Below are 19,310 nucleotides of genomic sequence, written 5' to 3' on the forward strand. Positions count from 1 at the left end.
TGGTAATATTTATTTATGAAAAAATTATCTTCAAAAGTTTTCTTATAAGAAAAAAAGTTAATTATAGAATAACAAATTTGTCGTATTCGGTCAATCTAAAAAAAGGTCAGGCCCGCACAACTATGGATGTTGTGGGGACTGACCCTTTATTCAGTAACCGCTAATTTTTCCATTTCAATAATTTTTTTTAGATATTCATATTCGTTGTTTTCGAGAATATCAATTTCATTGTTGGTGGCAAGTAGAACTTGATTTCGACACTTGGATATTCTTTGAATCATCGGGTGTATGGTTAGGCTCGATAAATGAACAAAATCATATAAGTCTGTTAAACAAACTGGCAGTTTATATCCCTTATTGCTGCTGGCAATTAACAGCCCGCTATCACGAAGTTTGGAAACAATGTTCGATCTAAAGTAATGATGATTAATTTTGTTCACTCTGATTGCATTTAAATTATCTAAAATTTCTTGGGTATAGACATATTCATTAGGATTTTCTCGCAGATTAAATAACAGGAACTTGAGTAAATCTATCCTAATTTTTTCATCCGCATCCTCACTCTTTTTATTCTTTTCAAGATATTGAAGGGCCAAATTAACCGATTGTTTAAAAATAACCTCATCAAATTGAGAGTCCTGATTCCTTGATATGTAATCATGTAAATAGTTTTTATAGTTTTGCGGCCATAAATTAATGGCGATGATTTTCTTTTTGATGACTTTATGAAAAAGCGGATAATGTTCTGAGTACTGGGTTTGATCATAACCTTTTGCAATCGTCTCAGCGATTAAATTTGCCAGTTGAAGAAGTATTTCTGATTTACTGTGATTAAACCCAAAGGTGGAATAATTAAATAAATCTGGAACACTTTTTTCTGCTATATACGTTTTAAATTCAGTCATGAATTCTTTCGTTCCTTGTTCCACTAACACAAGATCCAGTTGGTCAAACGTTCGATTTAAGTCATCATAGATTAACCGATTCATAAATTTGATAAACGTCTTTTCAAACGTGATGCCGCTATCTTCTCTAATTTTTCTTTTATCGACGACATATGCATATATATTGAACGGTAAATCTTTCAGTTCATTTAATAGTTGAATTCTTAGATGAGGGTTATCCATTTTATCAGTATGCATTTCGTCGGTTTGAAAGTATTTTTGTCTCACCTTTTCAACTTCCTGTTCTAACAACTCTTTATTTGACTCTTTTGCTAGAATAGAAACGATAATAAAGTGGGTCGAGACATCTTTATTTTCAAAATCAAAACTATAATCACCAGATTCATCAATAAACGCGAATTGGATATCGTTCATTCTCCCACCTCACCCAAAAATTCTTTCTTTAGGTACTTATTTCAACAAAATATGATCTAAAACCTTCAAAAAGTTAATTTTCCCCTTATTAAATTCATTGATTAGCACGATAAACCGCAAGTACAGCGATTTTTTCCAAAAACAAACGAATAAGCAGATGGAAATTCTTGATTTACCCGCTGGACCTCTTGAGCAAACTCCTGTTCATTTTTAGGAACATTTGATAAGGAATCGGCTTTTTTCTGATTATCAATATGAGCGCCTGGTGGAACAAAGCTGCCAGGTCTCAGCGTTACTCCACCAGTAACAACTGCTCCCGATGCGATGAAACTTCCTTCTCCGACCTGGGCATGATAAACAATTGCCTTAAAACCGATAAATACCTTTTTATCAATCTGACAGGGACCATGGATCAATGCTCCGTGGGCACAGGATACCTCATCGTCAATATAGACTGAATATTTCCTATTATTAACCTCTACATGTTTGTTTTTCAAACCATGAAGGATTACTCCGTCCTGCAAATTACAGTTGCTACCGATAAAGAAAGGCGTTCCTTCATCTGCGCGGATACTGACGAAGGGACCGACATACGTATTATTCCGAATCGTAACGTCGCCGACAATATAGGTGAACGGGCTTAAAAATGCCGTTTTATTTATTTTTGGAAAAATTGGTGTGGGATTTACGGAAGTTACCGGATTCGAACCTACAAAGTAACTATAAATATTAAAAGGACCATTTACATTATTGGGATAATGCAACAAAATAAATTCCCCTTTCAAATAACGGGATTTTTAATTATTCATACTACTTTACGTAGGTTTTTCTAAATTAGTACCCAACCAGATCAGGATCAATTGTTCAAATGGAACGGATGTGTACTTCTTTTAGTGGACAAAAAGACAGTAATTCCTAAATCACTGCCCTTTTATGATTATTCTTTTGTTAGGTTTACAGGATGATCATCCTGTTTATTCATTTCTTTTTCTAACTGCTCCACCCGTGCATCAATTGTACTTTGGAAGTAGGAATGGTTCACCTTGTGTTCTAATCGTTCCAGATAGTTTTCAATATCCTTAAACTTTGATGTAAATTGGTCCGAATATGAATTTGACTCTGATACCTGATTTATTTTAATATTAGCCCGTGTTACATTTTCCCGGCCCATTAATTCCATCCGGCGAAGATGCATATCCTTTAACTTTTGCTTCATTTCTTCATGCTTTCTTTCTAATTCAGTTAACTGCTCTGTCACTTGTGCAAGAGAAGCATTCAGGCGCTCTGCACGCTCTATATATTGTTGATGCTCCGCTGAAGCAAATTGATAAAGCTCTGTTTCTCCTGCTTTTGAAGCAATCTCTGCCTGGTACTTTCTTTTTTCTGCTCGCTCAGTTGATTGATGATATTCTCTTGTAAATTCTTCCTTTAAACTAGATTGACGTTCGATAAGCTTGCCAACCTTCTCCGTCTCCTGCTCACATTGGCGAAGGTATTGATTGAGCAAATCAATCGGATTTTGTTTTTCTTTGTGTTGACGAGTTTCATTCAAATCAGCAATAATGAGATCTTTAATTTTAGTTAATAAGTTTGCCATTTTTCACTTTTCCCCTTTTAAATTAATATTTTTTTAATTCATTCCATTGTTTATCAAAATTTTCAAATGGATCGGATTCCTTGTTCACAGGCGGCTTTTTGTTTTTATTCCACTGTTTATAAACAAGGAACAGTACATAAGCTGCTCCGACTCCGATGAGTGCTGGAATATGGTGGATGGTTGCTGAAAGGACAATTAAGCCGATGATGACTAACCCAATTTTCCAACCAGTTGATTCTGCCTTCAGAAACTGTTTATAAATGAAGTAGAGAATCGCTAGACTTACGAGTAACCCTATAATCGGACCAATTGTTTTAAGTAAGATGACCGCTGCAAGTCCGCCGGCTAAAAGTAAACCTAATTTTTTCATGTTATTTTCCTCCTTCGTTCTTTATCTTGATTTCATCTTACCTTTTTTCAATCATTTTCATAATTGCGCTTGAGCTTGATTTTCCCCTCAGACTTAAGACGTAGATGCAATCGGACTGCTTAGTATTGAATATATTTAAGGAACAACGCAATTCACAAATAAAAATCAAAAAGGTCAAACTTTCCATTCGCTATCTATCTGTTATAATTAAATTATCCCAATCCAACCATTTTATGGTGTAATACTAAAAAGCATTTGCCTTCAGGTAGATTCTTTTTTATATAATCCATTTTCAGGAGGTTATCTATGTATAAAATCAAAAATAAAGAAAAGCTATTCATTTACACAGGACCAGATGGTTCAGGGAGAAAAACGGTTGCCAAAATGGTTGCGACCGCGTTTGATATGGAAACGGTGCTCTCTTACACGACTCGTTCTCCTCGTCATTACGAAAAAAATGGGGAAGACTACCATTTTATTAACGAGGAAACATTCAAAAAAATGCAAGAGAACCAGGAATTTCTTGAATGCGTTGACATCGATGGAATACACTATGGCATTCGCGAAGAGGATATTGTTAAGGCATTTGAATCCCATACCCTTGTCTACCTAACATTAAATCCTGAGGGAACAGAAAAATTAAAGAAGATGTATGGTGATCGTGTCATGCGCTTTTTCATTTATGCCGACCGCGATACGGTTATTAAGAGACAAAAGGAACGCAAAGATAATGATCAAGACATTGCCCGCCATATGGCCCATTATGATGAAACCATGAACTATAAAAACAGTTGTGAACATACCTTTGAAAATTATGATTCGCCTCAAGTTTCCTACCAAATAAGTGAAGTCATTGAAGGTTTCCTTGAAAGAGGTTTCATAGTTACTGATTAAGCAGAAATAATAAAGTGTCAGGCATATTGGGTGCCTGACACTTTATTTCAATTCACTGGTTTGTTAACTTTTCAAGTTCTTTAAAAACCGCTTCATAATCTTCTTTTTTATCAGCTTTAAATGAGGTGTTTATGTAGGTTATCACGCCAGTTTTACCCACCACAAAGACTGAACGAATCGCCGTTCCGCCTTTTTCGTTAAGTACATAGTAACTTTTTACCGTTTGTTTAAACCAATCTGACAATAAAGGATATGGCAGGGTTCCCATACTCGCTGCAAAAACTCTATGGGAGTGGATATGATCCACACTAATAGCTAGTACTTCAGCATCTAATTGCTCGAATCGTTTGTAATCCTCTTTCCAAGAGGATATTTCCTTAATTCAGCCGGGGGTAAAATCCATTCCATAAAAGGCAACAACTATGTTTTGCTTCCCTCGATAATCAGACAAGGCAATCTTTTCTGTTGTCGTCGCCGATAATGAAAAGTCTGGGGCCATCTCGCCAATATTCAAAGACGCTTCCAAGATCTATTCCTCCTTTCTAGTCTAACTAAGAAATTCCGTTCATTACCCTCATAAATTATTTACCTTTATTGCTGGCTGGGTCCTGAATTGGAACATGCTTTGGTCGATTTGGATAGGAAGCCTTCCCTTCATCTGGACCTGTAAGGTCATTTCTCTGGTCTAGAACTTTCCCAGTATATTCAATTGGATTATTCTTTGGCATTGTCTCACCTCCAAGTTAAAGGGCCGATCACTATGATCGTCCGTTAGCTCTTCTTGTTTTGAAATTTTAGTTTCTGCTCTGCCTCACTCATGTTTGGATTACTTCTGGGCTGACTTTTGCTTAACGCCTTCTTTAATTCAATATTGGCATCATCATCCGTATTATACTTCTGGTCCATACTTCTCCCTCCTTTTTGTTACTTATTATGAACCTTATTTGTAGGTTCATTCGTTTTGTTACTTTTTACATAACGGAAAAAGCTTTAATAAAAAAGGAGTCCTTCCCCTCACTGAGGGAAAAGAACTCCAAATTCAAGCTAATTAATTGACTCTCTTTGGACCGGTCCAATACATTTCTCTTAAACGAAATTTTTGCAATTTACCGGTTGCTGTTTTTGGTAAAGCTTCTACGAATTCAACTGCCTTCGGTGCTTTAAAATGTGCTAACTCTGACCGGCAGAACAGGAAGATTTCATCTTCCGTTACTTTCGCCTCAGGTTTTAACACGATAATCGCCTTTGGAACCTCGCCCCACTTTTCATCCGGGATCGCAATCACGGCAGTTTCCAAGACAGCCGGGTGCTTATAGAGAACTCCTTCAACCTCTGTAGAAGAGATATTCTCTCCACCAGAAATAATCAAATCCTTGGCACGATCTCGTATTTCGATGAACCCATCTGGGTGAGTGACAGCCAAATCTCCCGTATGGAACCAGCCGCCCCTGATTGCCGCTGCAGTGGTAATTGGATCCTTGTAATAACCTGCCATGACGACGTTACCACGCGTGATGATTTCCCCTAATTCTTCTCCGTTCCAGGCCACTTCTTCCCCATCTTGATGTACAACCTTTGTTTCGCCATTGAAAGCAAGTTCAATCCCTTGTCTTGCCTTTATCGCTGCTTGTTCATCCGCTGTCATTGCATCAAATTCTTTTTTCCACTCACAGTAAAGGATGAACGGAGAGGTTTCCGTTAGACCATAGACGTGTATCATATTTAAACCCAGAATTTCTTGTGCTTTATGAATCAGTACTGCTGCAGGAGGTGCGCCGGCTGTCGCCATCCGTGGGTTTGTAGTAATCTTAATTTCTTTTGCCTTTGGCTCATTGACCAGCATATTCACGACCGTTGGCGCACCGCATAAAAGCGTGATTTTCTTCTTTTCAAATAATTCAAGTATAAGGGGCGGGTCAACTTTTCTGAGACATACATGGGTACCTCCTGTAGCCGTAATCGCCCAAACACCGCCCCAGCCATTTGCATGAAACATCGGTAGTGTATGGAGATAGACATCATCATGGTTGACACCTAGATGATACATGAAATTAGCAGCATTTAAATAATTCCCTCGATGTGTAAGCATGACTCCCTTGGGTTTTGAAGTCGTCCCGCTCGTATAATTTAAAGTTAGCAGTTGATTTTCATCAATAATCACCTCTGGAAGTGTAACCGTTTCCAAAGTATGTTGCAAAAAATCCTCATAATCGATGCCCATTAAAGAAGTATCCTGTCCCGGTACAGATACGATTATAATTTGTTCGAGGGAAAGATTATCGATTATTTTCTCAATCGGGCCGCAAAATTCTTCATCGACAATTAACATTTTCGCATCACTGTGACGAATGATATACTCTAAGTCATCCGCAGTAAGCCTGTAATTTAGCGGTACCATGACCGCGTCAAGCTGGCAGATTCCATAAAAGCACTCCAGCATATAATGCGTGTTAGGCAACATGACTGCTACATGATCACCTTGGATGATTCCTGCTTGAAGGAGAGCAGCAGAAAGCTGATCGACTCGCTTGCCAAATTCTTGATATGTAAATTCCTTTTCTCCATCGATGACGGCTGTTTTATTCGGATAATACTTCACCGCCCGGCGTTTCCAGTCTAATGGGGTTAACGGGGAAAACATATAACCAACTCCTCTTTTATTAAATGAGAGTGATGGGTAATTTTTTCGCGTATTGGTCCCTTTGATGTATACATCACAATTCTATTCTTGTCCCCAAAATAGGGATTTGTCAATTAATAATTTAATTTTTCTGAATTAATATTTAACTACTTTCATCACAAAAAAAATCGAGTAGAGACTTAGTCCCTCACTCGAATTTTGTACTTATCATTTTTTCTTTTCACTTAGGTTTTTTCTGGCTTATTTTACATTTAGGGGTTTATATCAAACTATTATGTAAACCTGATGGGTCAACTTTTCGACTTCTTAATTTTGTAATTTTTATGGTTTACAATGGTAGTAAGTGGTTCATCCTTATCTTTCGAATAACCATATTGGACCATAACAGAATTTTCCCTAATACCAGAAACGACACCTTCATGATTTTTTCCTTCACGACTAAAGGAAATAACATCGCCAATATTTGCCGTAGCCATTCCATCACCTCGACTTTATATTAACCAATAATTCCCGAAAAAATACTTTCCATCTGTAAGGAATTTGATCAGAAAAAAAGCCCTTGAAGGGTCAAAGGCTTCGCTTTATCAGAACAATTAAAGGACGATCGTACTTTCTAAAATAAGTTTATTAATGGTTTTCCTAAATCCCCAAATAATGTCCGAGAGCATTTCTAATTCAATATCTATTTCTCTAATGTCCCAATAATGTTCGTTTTTTCGGTGGTAGGTAAACTTTCCATCAGGATACTTCATAATCGTAAGTGTTCCATTCGGACTGACTGTATTTAAGGTAAGAAAATATTTCGTCCCATCCCAATTAGCATACTTATCAAAATGATTTAGAAATCCAGTAATTTCGCTACTTCTCAAAATCATCACCAGTCACCCCTTAACTTTTAATCGGTAAAAACGATTCGTGAAAAAGGAACGTGAGGATTTTTAAAAAAAATCATCCTCCATTAAGTTATTGTTTTCATTATAGAAGATAAAAAAGTTAATTCAACGATCATGGTAAATATCCAAACATCCTTTCGTGTAAAATGGTGTCAGGCACCAACATAAATTTGGAAACACATTTTCGGGTTAAAATCTGCTATAGTAGTTTTATGATGGAATGGAAAGGAAATATGACAAATATGAAATGTATTTCAATCGATTTAGATGGTACCTTATTAAACTCTCAGCATGAAATAAGCGTGGAGAATGTGAAGGCCTTAAACGAATTGAAGGACTCAGGCCACTGCCTTATTTTGAACACAGGTCGTGCTTACGCTGATGTTATTAAATTAAAAGCCGTTCAAAATATGGAGATTCCGATTTTTTGTATCAATGGTTCCGTTTTATATTCAGAAACGAGAGAAATGCTGTACGAGGCTACATTAACAGTTTCAACCTATAAAAGTATTTTTACGATATTAAAAGAACTCGGCGTTGGTATTTTGGTTTACACCAATTATGGCGGTTTTCCCTCGACATTGCCTCCATTGCATGGGAAAAGTAAACAAGAGCTCGATACCCTTTTTCAAGAATTCAATTATGATGAAATTCTTGAAAAAGACAATCTAAAAATCTATAAACTTATTGCCTTGGTACACCCAGAGCAAATAGAAATGATAGCAGAGGTTAAAGCGGCATTAGCAGGGAAATTTGATATTTCGATCGCATCCTCATTTCCAAATAATGTGGAAATCACTTCAAACGAAGCACATAAAGGAAAAGCTCTATTACGTTACCAAAAAATGTTGAATCTTTCTTTTGATGAAATACTCGCTTTTGGGGATGGCGGCAATGACCTTGCCCAGTTTGAAGTAGCTACCACTTCAGTTGCCATGGGAAATGCCCCTGTCCATGTTCAGCAAAAAGCCGATATCATCACAAAGACTAATGACGAAGATGGTTTTGCCTATGCTGTTCGAGAGCTTTTACAATTATTGAACACAGAAGAGCAACGATCTATATTAAAAAACTGAAATTTTTCTGCTTAAACAACTGCGTCACCTCAAAATGGGGGATGCAGTTTTTTGTCGTTTAATTTTTATATTGTCTGTAAGGCACGTCCAGTCATTTAAAACCAAGGACTGCATACCCTTCTTACTAAAGGGGGGATTTTCATTAACAGAGAATTTTCGAATAAAACGTCTTCCAAATCTTCCGTTGTTTTTGGAATCATTTTTGGTGTTATAGGGATTGGATTCATGTTTCTCAATATTTGGATCGGTTCGATTTTCTTTGTGATTGGAGTTGTCATTTTTTTGTGGATGCGATACTTTGGCAACGACACCACCGTTTCCTGTCGTGAAAAAGGATTCACTGTCACAATCATTAATAAGCGAAAAGGAATCTTTGTAAACGACTACGCCTGGGAGCAAGTTACCGAAACCCACTATTACGAAAGAGAATCTGCAGGTGAAAATAACACAACAACACGTTATTTTCAGGTAAAAACCGAAAATGGTGTCGCCTTTAATTTATATGAAATGAAGAATTTTTATGAATTAATAGAAATATTCAATCAAAATACTGTCCACTTGCCTTACTTTTGGGAAAAGCCAACAGGAATCTTAAAAACACGTTATCAAAAACAAACCCGAGTTACTTCTTAACTTATTGAACCTTCACCTTAAATATTCATCCTATATGAACTTATAAAGGAATTATAGTTAGTAATTTTCTATCAATTTAAAAAAATTAGGGATCGGAAGGAATGTATGCTATACTTTGTTTACCATTTACTTTACGTTTTCATAAGACCGCCCTACTCAACTGCAGAGTAGGGTTTTTTATTTGCCCCGAATTTTACAAACAAAAAAAGACTCCCATAAAGAGAGTCTTTTTATATTTTGGGTCTTATTATGCTTTACGAACGTTAGTAGCTTGGGGTCCACGTTGACCTTGTTCTACTTCAAATGTTACAGCTTGACCTTCGTCTAAAGATTTGAAACCTTCGCTTTGGATAGCTGAGAAGTGTACGAATACATCGTCTCCTGCTTCGCGTTCGATGAATCCGAATCCTTTTTCTGCGTTAAACCATTTCACTTTACCTTGTTCCATTTGTTGTTTCCTCCTCGTGTGCTGTGCACACATTGTGTTACTATCCTTGCTCAGATCTTCAAGACAGAAAGTTTAGCACTTATTATCCTACCGACTAACAAAAATAATTCTTCTTTACTATAACAGAGATTAGTAAGGAATGCAAATAGGTATTTAGGATTAATTTTATTTTTTGATGTTTTTACAATGCTATAAGGCACTTTCAGTCTTATTCTTTACGCGGTGTGCGGAGAAATTCTGCACACTGACAAAAATCCCTGTTATTAAGATGGTAACCAAAACAGGCAGCAGCCAGCCGAGCCCATTGTTATAAAAAGGCAATACTCGATCATAAAACTTAACAATCTGCGCTAGCCACCTAAAATAATCGATGCCAACCAGATCGCAGAATGTTTTAAGCCCATCGATAATACTGATCATAAAGGTAACTGAAATGGCAGATACATAAACAATCCGTGAATGGTTAAACAGCTTGGACAAAAAAGTCAGCAGCATTAAGGCAATCGACAATGGATATAAAAACATTAATAAAGGTATGGAAAAATTAATGATATTCGCTAAACCAAAGTTTGCGATAACAAACGAAATGAGCGAAAAGAAAAGCACCCACATTTTGTAACTGATTTTCGGTACCAGTGTATGGAAGTATTCGCCGCAAGCTGTCATCAAGCCGATGCTCGTTGTTAGACAAGCGAGTATGATAATAACCGACAACATAACCGTACCAAATGTTCCAAAATAATAGGAAGATGCCTTCCCCAGAACAGGACCTCCAGTATCAAAAAGTCCGAACGCGCTTGTGCTTGACGCCCCTAAATAAGCAACGCCAACGTAGATGATTCCAAGAAAAATGGTCGCAATCAGTCCAGACTTAGCTGATGCTATAAGGATACCTCGTGTAGACGTTACACCCATCGAACGAATTGAATTGATAACGATGATCCCAAATACAAGCGATGCAAGTGCATCCATTGTGTTATAACCTTCCATAAATCCTTTCATGAACGCCCCGTTTGCATAGGTTGCTTGTGGTGCCTCAATTGAACCGAGTGGCTTGACAATAACCATTACTAATAAGATAAAAATTAAAATGATAATAGCAGGAGATAAGATTTTCCCCACACGGTCCACAAGCTTTGCTGGGTTTAATGAAAACCACAAGGTCACAATAAAAAACAAACCAGTGAATACAAATAATTCAATTTGACCAAAACTTTCACTTAAAAACGGTGAGATCCCAATATCATAGGCAACTGCGCCCGTCCTAGGTGCGGCAAAAAATGGCCCAATCGTCAAATAAAGAAGCGATGTGAAAATAACCCCATAGAGCGGGTGGACCCTGCTTGCCAGCTCCTCTAAGTTCTTGCTCCCCGAGAACCCCATTGCCAGGATTCCAAGAAACGGAAGCCCAATTCCGGTAATTAAAAAGCCTGTCACCGCCATCCACACATTTGACCCTGCATTTTGACCAAGTGCTGCTGGAAAAATTAAATTCCCTGCCCCGAAAAACAAGGCAAACAACATTACTCCTATAACGAAATACCTTGAAAATGGTAATTTATTTTGCATATTAGCTACTCCCGCCTAGATGTTCTCTTCCTAATTAATTGAATCTAAAAAAAAATTATATAATGATATATTCGTAGAATAATATTACTATCCTCTTTAGATAAATACAACCTATTTTTGTGATTAGTTAGATAATTTCGAAAGGTAAAATGTCATTTATTGACTTATATTATAAGCCTTTGGTAAAAAGTTGTGAAAATTGTATATTTTTCATTTTTCTCATCAATACTTTTCTAGAAAAATAATTATCATAGAATTCCTATCAATTAAAAGGCCTTTGTCTGATTTCAGTCAGCAAAGGCCTTTTAGCTATTTTAATTAATTTATTCCTTTTCCAAGATAAACTTTTGGATCAGCTTTTGCCCAGTTTCATTTTCCTTGTATAAAAATGAAACCTGTTCACCTTCCTTTAAAGATGATAATTGCTTTATGGCATCCTCTGTTAACTGGAAGGCTACCTTCTTGCCCTCCATATCGATTTCAATCGTATGGGGATCCATTTGGCCAACCAGAACACCGGTTCCTTTGCTAAACGAATTTTTTACGATTAAGTCTGTCACTACTTTAGCTTCCTCTTCTTTTGCTGTTAAGAACACTTCGATTCTATATTGGCCATTGGGAAGATCTGAAATAGTAAATTCTTTTGCGATTTCTTGATTATTTGCTAACTCTAGTTCCTTAATGGCTTGCGTTGACATGACTTCATCGGAATATCGTTTGACTTTTTTCCCTTCTGAGTCATAGACAATATAATCTGCCTCTAAGCCACTAGTAAACGTAAGTTTCTGTGGTTTTCCTGATAGATTTTTAACCTTGTATTTGATAATCATCGTATTATTCACTGCTTTTGTTTCAATCGTTGCATGAAATTTAGCTACAATCTCATTCTGTTTTGGCAGCGCTGGCTTAGTCCCTTCTGCGCTCCCTTTTGTAGTCGCACCTGTTCCACATCCTGTTAAAAGGCCAATCATCAATGCTGAACTCATAATATAAAACCATTTATTGTTTCGCATTTCTTATCTCCCCCTTTACCAAAAGGCAATTTATTGGTCTCAGCCATATAGTCGCCAAAAAGCGGAACAATGTTACATGATTACTAAATAAATTGTTGCACACCATTTTCATCTATACAAAAAATTGCCGTATATATAGGAAACTCCCTATATATACGGCAATCTTCAACTAGTTTGTTTTTTCTATTTTTTCTTTAATTCCTCTAATAATGGAAAAAGTTCTTCCAAATGGGTAATCTCATAAGTAGGGATAACTTCATTTCTGGCTTTGTCATGACGGTTAATCCAAACCGTTTTGATTCCTGCCCGATTCGCTCCTAGAATGTCTGTCATTAAATTATCCCCCACCATAAGGACCTCATCCTTTTGAACCGACATAAGCGAGAGTGCGTGTTCAAAAATGGTCGGATCAGGCTTCCCTCTGCCGAAATCCCCTGAAATAACAATTTGATCAAAATATGGAACCAGTTCAGGTGTTATGGTTAGTTTTGTTTTTTGTAGATCGGGTGAACCATTTGTTAACAGCAGCAACTGGTAATTCTCTTTTAACGTATCAAGAATTTTAAATGATTCCTCATAGACAAACGGCAGGTTTCTGCGCTCTTGTGGGAACCGTTCCGCTAACTCGAATCCAAAATCGGTGTCATCCACGCCCAATGATTTCAAACCAGCTGTCCAAGCGTCCTTTCGATAGGTAGGAACCATTTCCTTCATCTTTTTAAAATCATCCTGATCATCTAAAAAATTACCCCATAACCCTTCAAACGGATTAATCCCAATCATTTGCGTAAAAGGGTAAAATTCATAGGAAGTATAAATGTTCCTTGCTGCCTCTCGAACGGCCTCTTCGAGTTGGTCCGCATCGACCCCATACCGTTCCTCAGCTACTCTACACGTAGCAGCAAAAGCCTCCTTCACACTTTTTTGATCCCAAAGCAGTGTATCATCTAAATCAAAAAAAATCGCTTTAATCATCGTAAACTTCCCCTTGTATAAAAGATATTTTTACTAGTTTACCATTTTAATAATTGAAAATATATAATTGTTAATTTTTTATTCATTTATTAGGGAAGGGAACCGATAATCGAGTGTTACAAGCATCAAGATATTTTCTTAGGAAGATACGGTTAACACATTGTTTTTGGATCCAATATCATGAATCGACGGGTCGACTGTTACATTATTTCCCACAACCATTAAATGCCCATTGGGATCCTTCGAGACAATGATGACACCATTCTTGACTACCGTTTGGCTGCCAATGACCGCATTTTCAATCCATGCGTTCTCTTCAATAATGGTATTTGGCAAGATGACTGTGTTTTTAATTCGCGCCCCCTTTCCGATCTTCACACCGCTATACACAACGGACTTTTCGATCGTACCGTAAATTTCACAGCCTTCACTCAGTAAACAATTGTGAACCTTAGCCGACTCATCCACAAATAACGGGGGCGCATTACTTTCGACGGTATGGATTCTCCATTCAGGATTCTGGAGGAAGATGTTACTTTCCCTATGCAAAAGATCTAAATTGGCATCCCAGTAACTACGAACGGTGCCTACATCCTTCCAATAGTTATTGAAATAATAGGCAAATAACTCCATTCCTGCACCTAGCATCGACGGAATAATATCCTTGCCAAAATCGCGATGAGTAAATTCTTTTTGCTCCTCTTGTAGCAAGTATTCTTTTAAAACAGACCATTTGAAAATATATATACCCATCGATGCTAAATTCGTGGTCGGATTTTCCGGTTTTTCTTCGAAATCGATAATTTTATAGCTTTCATCATCAATTTTTACGAGACCAAAGCGGCTCGCGTCTTCCCACGGAACTTCTACGACAGCCATGGTACAGTCCGCTTTTGTTTCAATATGCTGCTCAAGCATCAAAGAATAATCCATTTTATAGATTTGGTCAGCAGATAGAATGAGCACATGCTCAGGTTTATGCTGCTCAATAAATTCAATATTTTGAAAGACAGCATGTGACGTCCCTTCATACCATTCTACCCCAGAGTTACTGCGCTGAAATGGCGGGAGAATCGTTAGGCCCCCATATCGATTATACAAGTTCCAATAATTGCAATGGCCAAGATGTGAATGCAAAACATAAGGTCTGTATTGCGTTAAAATTCCAACGGTCTCAATTCCGGAATTCTTGCAGTTACTTAAGGCAAAATCAATGATTCGGTATTTCCCACCAAATGGTACTGCTGGTTTAACTAGTGATTTTGTTAGCAGGTTTAATCTTGTTCCCCTTCCTCCAGCCAATAGCAAAGCAATCCATTTTTGTTTCATTGTTCCCCTCCTCGTAAAATTTTTTTGAATGAGACTGTCATTGGAACTTCTTATACTCTTATTATCTCCGTTTTCTTCCATTTTTCCGGTTAACCTGTTACAGCTTTGTGAAATTGCCCTGCTTTTTTATCGACACTAAGAGTGACGCAAACTCTGTATTTGTCTCGAATTGTCGTAAATTCAAACAATGAAAATATGACCAATCTATAAAAAAACTGCCATTTCTCGACGATTGATCTCATCGGTGGATGACAGTTTTTATATATTATTCTAGAATTCGTTTTTCCCCTTCAATTGCTTTGATTGGATCAATATTTTGCGTGAATTCAAGGGTGCCAATGTACTTCCCGTCCTCATCCCGAACAGCAAAATAACGGATATAGACATACCTATCCTTGAACTTAATCCAAAAATCCTCAGACTCTTTTTTGCCGGACTTAAAATCTGCCAACAGTTCCTCTACGACATGGACACTTCTAGGCGGGTGGCAGTTTTGAACGGTACGACCAATAATTGCTTTCGTCCGCGCAAAAATTCTTTCTTTTCCGTGTGAAAAATACCGAACCACATCATCTTGGTCAATGAAGGTGATGTCAACGGGTAAATGGTTTAATAAGAGCTCTAGCTGTTTTAAGGAAAGAATACCGGTTTCCATCTTAATATAGCCTTCAGAGATTGCTTGTTCATCTAGTGCTTTTCTTTCAGGCTTCCATTCTGCTGCAGGAGCGATCAGACAAAAGCCAATTTCATCACTTTCATGGGCAATTTTGACCCATTCATCTTCTGTTAAATTCTTCAAAGCCATAGGAAAGAGAATGTTTTCTTCTTTATAAATCATTCCCGCTACTTCTTGAATGACATAATTTAAAACCCCGATAACAGCCTGCTTGTCGCCGTGATAATGGGCAAGTTTTTGTCTGGCGTCCTTAATCGAGTCTCTGATGAAATCATCGATTCTCCACATATTTGTTGTGGGGCCGTAGATCCCGTACTTTTCTAAATAGGGAAAAATCAAATTCTCTTTACGGCTATAGTGCTTATCAATATCAAGCAATAGATTTATATCTTCGATTAGCTTATAGATATTTTCAGCTGAATCTTCTTTGACAAACTCCTCTAAATGTACTTGAAGCTTGGTGGTTAACAGCTTATCAACCTCTTGATTTTCGAGTTTAAAGGTATGAACTGGATGACCTGCCTGGTCTTCAGGTCTTCCGTTTTGATGGTCTTCTTCTTTAATCGTTCCTTGAAAAATGGCTGAATGCTGGTTGTAGATATGCTTAAGTTCAGCAGCAGATATACTTCCCTCTTCGACAAAATCATGTTGTAACTGGGTTATTTCATCGATGGTTATTTTCCCGATAAACGCATCAAAATGTGCTTTGACCTCATCAAGATTTCGTCCATTATGAAGATCAATAAAAAGTTGTTTTAGTATCGCTACACGTTCTGTATATTCACTAGTTAATTGTTCACGGTTATTAATGATTTCACTCATATCAGGATTCTCCTTCACTGTTGCAAATTACTTTTGATATTTATTCTCATTAATAAGTTAACACTTCCAAAACTGTTTGTTTGTGATTTACATCATTAGTAACAAGGTAATTGAGAAAACTTTAAGGAAAAACTTTTTGACAGTTTATTAATTTCATGTTATATTTATCTCGAATTAAAGATAATTAGTTTAAAGATAATATTTCAAATTAGTTTAGAAGATACTTAATAAATAAGTCTATTTGAATATAAATAATCAAAATAGAGGATAAATTGGAGGATTCATTATGAATGGATTAAAAGGTATGCACCACGTAACAGCCATTACGAGTAGCGCAGAAAAAAACTATGAGTTTTTTACGTATGTATTAGGGATGCGCTTAGTCAAGAAAACCGTTAACCAAGATGATATTCAAACCTATCACTTATTTTTTGCCGATGATATTGGCAGTGCTGGAACCGATATGACCTTTTTCGACTTTCCTGGCATTCCTAAAGGGGTCCATGGTACCAATGAAATTTCAAAGACTTCCTTCCGTGTCCCAACGGATGCGGCGATCGAATATTGGGTGAAACGCTTTGACCGTTTAGAGGTAAAACATACAGGAATTAAAGAGCAATTTGGTAAAAAAACACTGTCGTTTGTTGATTTTGATGACCAGCAATACCAATTGATTTCAGATGAAAATAATGAAGGTGTTGCAGCCGGTACTCCTTGGCAAAAAGGGCCGATTCCTTTAGACTATGCGATTACTGGATTAGGCCCGATCTTTGTTCGTGTCGCTAATTTTGATTACTTTAAAGAAATGATGGAAAAAGTTCTTCTATTTAAAGAGATTGTGCAAGAAGGAGCGTTTCATTTATTTGAAGTAGGTGAAGGCGGCAATGGCGCTCAGGTAGTAGTCGAATATAATGCGGTTCTTCCTCAGGCACGCCAAGGATTTGGGACGGTACATCATGCGGCATTCCGTGTCGACGATCGTTCCGTTCTAGAAGAATGGATTGGGCATATGGAGAGCTTTGGATTCCAAACATCCGGATTCGTCGATCGCTACTTTTTCGGATCACTTTATACAAGAGTTGCACCACAGATTCTATTTGAGTTTGCCACAGACGGCCCAGGATTTATGGGAGATGAGCCCTACGAAACACTAGGTGAAAAATTATCATTACCGCCATTCCTAGAACCAAAACGGGAACAAATCGAGAAATTGGTTCGTCCAATTGATACCCTACGAAGTACAAAAGAATTCATTAAAGAATAATTTAAAAATAAACACACAAAGAGCGTGGCCGTGGGCCTCGCTCTTTGTTATTAACTAGAAAGGGTCAGTCCCCCACTACTTTTAATCACCCTTTTTAATAAGTTTGTTCCCATCCCAAAACCATTTATTCTCTTTTTGAAATACCCCCCCAATCCACCAATCACGTTCCACAAATTCACAATGAACTTTTTGTCCAGTTAAAACATCTAAACCATGGGAAGTTAACCTTAGCTTTGCATTGGGTTCCGGATTTTGATAGTTGAGTAATGGATAATCACATTCCACCAATGGATAGGGTCCATGCATCAGCTCATTTAGCATGGTCGCAAAATAAAGATCACTTATCCCATCATTAATTCTTTGCATACTTATCGATTGAAATAATTCTCCAAACGAGCATGGATTATTATCAAGATAGTTTAATACTAAGGTTTCTACTTTATTTAGACCTGTATACACTGAGGGAAAGTAGCTTAAGTGTGATTGAAATGCCTGTTTTAAAAAAGGTAATTTTTCTTTTGAAGAAGCCATCCATTTTTCAATATCTATCGGATTCTTAGATGTATAAGCTCTCCAACCAGTAATAGCTTCTATTATTTGTTGATCTGTTACTAGTTGTTTTTTTTGATAATAAAGTCCTTCCAATTGCTGAGATGATAATTGACCAAGCCCATAAAAAGGTTCTACCCCCTCATACTCATCAATAGTCACCAACCAAAGGTTCATACACTCTTTTTTTGATAGTTCGTTTAGCAAATACATTAACATCGTTTGATCATACCGATCGTGCTCAAACCATAGTACAATCTCTTTCTCTCTAGGGATTTCATCAAGGTATCGATTTTGGTCTTTACAATTCCGACTAAATAACTCAGCAGGAATAGCTAATTTTTTTTCAAAAAAACCGGCCCTGCGATTGATCCAATTTTCCTCCGAAATATCTTCGGATAATGGACCAAAATCATACATTTCCCGCCAAACTAGAACATCTCCAGGAAGATTTCCTAGCTTACTACCCACTACATCCCCGTTTACAATGTGAATCATACCGATACCTCATTTCTTGTCATCCCTCGCATTAATCATAAATTTCAATAAGATTAACCAACAGACTTTGTACAATTTATGAATTTGACTTCATACCAAAGTAGAATCTAATACAAGCGTTTATCTATTTTAACATGAAAAAGCATATATCCTTTTAATATAAGCATAGACTAATATATTGCTATTTTAGGTAAGCATATTAGTTTAGTCATTTGCATATCGTTTTAAGACGGGAAAGGAGACGATTGAATATGTATAGTACCGAAGTAAACAAAAAAATTGAAAGTATTGCCCATCCTAAGGTCCAAAATATTATAAGAACATGTGTGGAACAAGGATGCGTGTTCAAACCTCATCCAAGTAACCCTAACTTAGTAAATTTATTTGATCCTATTCTCAGGAAAAATATTATTGGGGACATTAACCTTTTAAGTGAAAGAGGATATTTCACTCTGGAAGTAGAAAATGGACGTTTTAAGACTTTTAGAAATGAAGTTATGGGATTGGATATAAATAAGGCTGATTTTGAAGATAAGGTATTAAGAAGATTGAAACGGTAGCCTTCGATAGTTCAGGTGTGGAAAAGGGCAATGATTTTTGAGGTCATTGCCCTTTTTTGTATATTTAAAACCAATAAAAAAGGACAACCTTAAATGGTTATCCTTCGTTTGCCTGGCAACGTCCTACTCTCACAGGGACGCGTGTCCCAACTACCATCGGCGCTGAGAAGCTTAACTTCCGTGT

Annotated in this window: 22 protein-coding genes and 1 rRNA gene; 5 read left to right on the forward strand and 18 right to left on the reverse strand. The window is 37.0% G+C overall.

What is annotated here, in order from left to right; all coding sequences use genetic code 11:
• Window positions 1-146: 146 nt before the first annotated feature.
• The 4 genes from AB7942_RS26505 to AB7942_RS26520 all read right to left on the reverse strand — a co-directional run bounded on the left by AB7942_RS26505 (window position 147) and on the right by AB7942_RS26520 (window position 3,286).
• On the reverse strand, window positions 147-1,319 hold the full coding sequence (locus tag AB7942_RS26505; protein WP_335712982.1) for a DUF3800 domain-containing protein: 1,173 nt from the start codon (window positions 1,317-1,319) through the stop codon (window positions 147-149).
• A 101-nt stretch (window positions 1,320-1,420) separates the two neighbouring features.
• Complete coding sequence (locus tag AB7942_RS26510) at window positions 1,421-2,086, reverse strand: LbetaH domain-containing protein (protein WP_369449179.1); 666 nt, start codon at window positions 2,084-2,086, stop codon at window positions 1,421-1,423.
• Window positions 2,087-2,256: 170 nt separating this feature from the next.
• Window positions 2,257-2,916 carry a PspA/IM30 family protein gene (locus tag AB7942_RS26515; protein WP_098933193.1) on the reverse strand — a complete coding sequence of 220 codons (660 nt, stop codon included), beginning with the start codon at window positions 2,914-2,916 and terminating at the stop codon, window positions 2,257-2,259.
• Window positions 2,917-2,938: 22 nt separating this feature from the next.
• On the reverse strand, window positions 2,939-3,286 hold the full coding sequence (locus tag AB7942_RS26520) for a lmo0954 family membrane protein (RefSeq protein WP_369449180.1): 348 nt from the start codon (window positions 3,284-3,286) through the stop codon (window positions 2,939-2,941).
• Between the two features lie 306 nt (window positions 3,287-3,592).
• Here AB7942_RS26520 and AB7942_RS26525 point away from each other — a divergent pair, with 306 nt between their 5' ends.
• On the forward strand, window positions 3,593-4,180 hold the full coding sequence (locus AB7942_RS26525) for a guanylate kinase (protein ID WP_335713259.1): 588 nt from the start codon (window positions 3,593-3,595) through the stop codon (window positions 4,178-4,180).
• Between the two features lie 52 nt (window positions 4,181-4,232).
• On the opposite strand, the gene AB7942_RS26530 is transcribed toward AB7942_RS26525, so the two are convergent.
• From AB7942_RS26530 to AB7942_RS26555, 6 genes are all read right to left on the reverse strand, one after another.
• Entirely contained in the window at window positions 4,233-4,679 is a 447-nt protein-coding gene (locus tag AB7942_RS26530) for a redoxin domain-containing protein (RefSeq protein ID WP_335719102.1), read from the reverse strand.
• A gap of 82 nt (window positions 4,680-4,761) precedes the next feature.
• Window positions 4,762-4,908, reverse strand: coding sequence for a hypothetical protein (locus AB7942_RS26535; RefSeq protein WP_179195893.1), 147 nt, complete (start codon window positions 4,906-4,908; stop codon window positions 4,762-4,764).
• 43 nt (window positions 4,909-4,951) lie between these two features.
• Complete coding sequence (locus AB7942_RS26540) at window positions 4,952-5,086, reverse strand: hypothetical protein (RefSeq protein WP_282599543.1); 135 nt, start codon at window positions 5,084-5,086, stop codon at window positions 4,952-4,954.
• A 142-nt stretch (window positions 5,087-5,228) separates the two neighbouring features.
• Window positions 5,229-6,821, reverse strand: coding sequence for a long-chain-fatty-acid--CoA ligase (locus AB7942_RS26545; protein WP_369449181.1), 1,593 nt, complete (start codon window positions 6,819-6,821; stop codon window positions 5,229-5,231).
• A 290-nt stretch (window positions 6,822-7,111) separates the two neighbouring features.
• The gene (locus AB7942_RS26550; protein ID WP_088088472.1) at window positions 7,112-7,297 is read right to left on the reverse strand and encodes a DUF2187 family protein; all 186 of its coding nucleotides are present in this window, start codon (window positions 7,295-7,297) and stop codon (window positions 7,112-7,114) included.
• A gap of 117 nt (window positions 7,298-7,414) precedes the next feature.
• Window positions 7,415-7,696, reverse strand: coding sequence for a hypothetical protein (locus AB7942_RS26555; RefSeq protein ID WP_088088473.1), 282 nt, complete (start codon window positions 7,694-7,696; stop codon window positions 7,415-7,417).
• A gap of 251 nt (window positions 7,697-7,947) precedes the next feature.
• Between AB7942_RS26555 and AB7942_RS26560 the strand changes: the two genes are divergently transcribed.
• On the forward strand, window positions 7,948-8,790 hold the full coding sequence (locus AB7942_RS26560) for an HAD family hydrolase (RefSeq protein WP_369449182.1): 843 nt from the start codon (window positions 7,948-7,950) through the stop codon (window positions 8,788-8,790).
• Window positions 8,791-9,015: 225 nt separating this feature from the next.
• Entirely contained in the window at window positions 9,016-9,423 is a 408-nt protein-coding gene (locus AB7942_RS26565; protein ID WP_088088474.1) for a hypothetical protein, read from the forward strand.
• Window positions 9,424-9,670: 247 nt separating this feature from the next.
• On the opposite strand, the gene AB7942_RS26570 is transcribed toward AB7942_RS26565, so the two are convergent.
• The 6 genes from AB7942_RS26570 to AB7942_RS26595 form a co-directional block, all read right to left on the reverse strand.
• The gene (locus AB7942_RS26570; RefSeq protein ID WP_007083691.1) at window positions 9,671-9,871 is read right to left on the reverse strand and encodes a cold-shock protein; all 201 of its coding nucleotides are present in this window, start codon (window positions 9,869-9,871) and stop codon (window positions 9,671-9,673) included.
• Window positions 9,872-10,060: 189 nt separating this feature from the next.
• On the reverse strand, window positions 10,061-11,440 hold the full coding sequence (gene brnQ / locus AB7942_RS26575) for a branched-chain amino acid transport system II carrier protein (protein ID WP_369449183.1): 1,380 nt from the start codon (window positions 11,438-11,440) through the stop codon (window positions 10,061-10,063).
• 323 nt (window positions 11,441-11,763) lie between these two features.
• Window positions 11,764-12,453, reverse strand: coding sequence for a BsuPI-related putative proteinase inhibitor (locus AB7942_RS26580; RefSeq protein ID WP_369449184.1), 690 nt, complete (start codon window positions 12,451-12,453; stop codon window positions 11,764-11,766).
• A gap of 183 nt (window positions 12,454-12,636) precedes the next feature.
• Window positions 12,637-13,428 (reverse strand): HAD family hydrolase, encoded by a 792-nt coding sequence (locus AB7942_RS26585; RefSeq protein WP_088088476.1) that lies wholly within the window; start codon window positions 13,426-13,428, stop codon window positions 12,637-12,639.
• Window positions 13,429-13,566: 138 nt separating this feature from the next.
• Window positions 13,567-14,757, reverse strand: a complete 1,191-nt coding sequence (locus AB7942_RS26590; protein WP_369449185.1) for a glucose-1-phosphate adenylyltransferase — start codon at window positions 14,755-14,757, stop codon at window positions 13,567-13,569.
• 265 nt (window positions 14,758-15,022) lie between these two features.
• On the reverse strand, window positions 15,023-16,255 hold the full coding sequence (locus tag AB7942_RS26595; RefSeq protein ID WP_369449186.1) for a DUF438 domain-containing protein: 1,233 nt from the start codon (window positions 16,253-16,255) through the stop codon (window positions 15,023-15,025).
• A 286-nt stretch (window positions 16,256-16,541) separates the two neighbouring features.
• Here AB7942_RS26595 and AB7942_RS26600 point away from each other — a divergent pair, with 286 nt between their 5' ends.
• Window positions 16,542-17,519 carry a ring-cleaving dioxygenase gene (locus tag AB7942_RS26600; RefSeq protein WP_369449187.1) on the forward strand — a complete coding sequence of 326 codons (978 nt, stop codon included), beginning with the start codon at window positions 16,542-16,544 and terminating at the stop codon, window positions 17,517-17,519.
• A gap of 81 nt (window positions 17,520-17,600) precedes the next feature.
• Here the strand turns inward: AB7942_RS26600 and AB7942_RS26605 are convergent, their stop codons facing one another.
• Window positions 17,601-18,566 carry a DUF1835 domain-containing protein gene (locus AB7942_RS26605; RefSeq protein ID WP_369449188.1) on the reverse strand — a complete coding sequence of 322 codons (966 nt, stop codon included), beginning with the start codon at window positions 18,564-18,566 and terminating at the stop codon, window positions 17,601-17,603.
• Between the two features lie 251 nt (window positions 18,567-18,817).
• Here AB7942_RS26605 and AB7942_RS26610 point away from each other — a divergent pair, with 251 nt between their 5' ends.
• Window positions 18,818-19,126, forward strand: coding sequence for a hypothetical protein (locus AB7942_RS26610; RefSeq protein ID WP_369449189.1), 309 nt, complete (start codon window positions 18,818-18,820; stop codon window positions 19,124-19,126).
• A gap of 110 nt (window positions 19,127-19,236) precedes the next feature.
• On the opposite strand, the gene rrf is transcribed toward AB7942_RS26610, so the two are convergent.
• A 5S ribosomal RNA gene (rrf, locus tag AB7942_RS30610) occupies window positions 19,237-19,310 on the reverse strand; the annotation flags it as partial.

The organism is Neobacillus sp. BF23-41, from assembly GCF_041106275.1.

Coding starts and splice junctions, on each gene's coding strand:
- AB7942_RS26565 (WP_088088474.1), top strand. CDS start 9,016: ATGTTTCTCAATATTTGGATCGGTTCGATTTTCTTTGTGATTGGAGTT.
- AB7942_RS26570 (WP_007083691.1), bottom strand. CDS start 9,871: ATGGAACAAGGTAAAGTGAAATGGTTTAACGCAGAAAAAGGATTCGGA.
- AB7942_RS26600 (WP_369449187.1), top strand. CDS start 16,542: ATGAATGGATTAAAAGGTATGCACCACGTAACAGCCATTACGAGTAGC.
- AB7942_RS26560 (WP_369449182.1), top strand. CDS start 7,948: ATGACAAATATGAAATGTATTTCAATCGATTTAGATGGTACCTTATTA.
- AB7942_RS26535 (WP_179195893.1), bottom strand. CDS start 4,908: ATGCCAAAGAATAATCCAATTGAATATACTGGGAAAGTTCTAGACCAG.
- AB7942_RS26590 (WP_369449185.1), bottom strand. CDS start 14,757: ATGAAACAAAAATGGATTGCTTTGCTATTGGCTGGAGGAAGGGGAACA.
- AB7942_RS26610 (WP_369449189.1), top strand. CDS start 18,818: ATGTATAGTACCGAAGTAAACAAAAAAATTGAAAGTATTGCCCATCCT.
- AB7942_RS26605 (WP_369449188.1), bottom strand. CDS start 18,566: ATGATTCACATTGTAAACGGGGATGTAGTGGGTAGTAAGCTAGGAAAT.
- AB7942_RS26540 (WP_282599543.1), bottom strand. CDS start 5,086: ATGGACCAGAAGTATAATACGGATGATGATGCCAATATTGAATTAAAG.
- AB7942_RS26545 (WP_369449181.1), bottom strand. CDS start 6,821: ATGTTTTCCCCGTTAACCCCATTAGACTGGAAACGCCGGGCGGTGAAG.
- brnQ (WP_369449183.1), bottom strand. CDS start 11,440: ATGCAAAATAAATTACCATTTTCAAGGTATTTCGTTATAGGAGTAATG.
- AB7942_RS26520 (WP_369449180.1), bottom strand. CDS start 3,286: ATGAAAAAATTAGGTTTACTTTTAGCCGGCGGACTTGCAGCGGTCATC.
- AB7942_RS26515 (WP_098933193.1), bottom strand. CDS start 2,916: ATGGCAAACTTATTAACTAAAATTAAAGATCTCATTATTGCTGATTTG.
- AB7942_RS26550 (WP_088088472.1), bottom strand. CDS start 7,297: ATGGCTACGGCAAATATTGGCGATGTTATTTCCTTTAGTCGTGAAGGA.
- AB7942_RS26555 (WP_088088473.1), bottom strand. CDS start 7,696: ATGATTTTGAGAAGTAGCGAAATTACTGGATTTCTAAATCATTTTGAT.
- AB7942_RS26580 (WP_369449184.1), bottom strand. CDS start 12,453: ATGCGAAACAATAAATGGTTTTATATTATGAGTTCAGCATTGATGATT.
- AB7942_RS26585 (WP_088088476.1), bottom strand. CDS start 13,428: ATGATTAAAGCGATTTTTTTTGATTTAGATGATACACTGCTTTGGGAT.
- AB7942_RS26595 (WP_369449186.1), bottom strand. CDS start 16,255: ATGAGTGAAATCATTAATAACCGTGAACAATTAACTAGTGAATATACA.
- AB7942_RS26505 (WP_335712982.1), bottom strand. CDS start 1,319: ATGAACGATATCCAATTCGCGTTTATTGATGAATCTGGTGATTATAGT.
- AB7942_RS26525 (WP_335713259.1), top strand. CDS start 3,593: ATGTATAAAATCAAAAATAAAGAAAAGCTATTCATTTACACAGGACCA.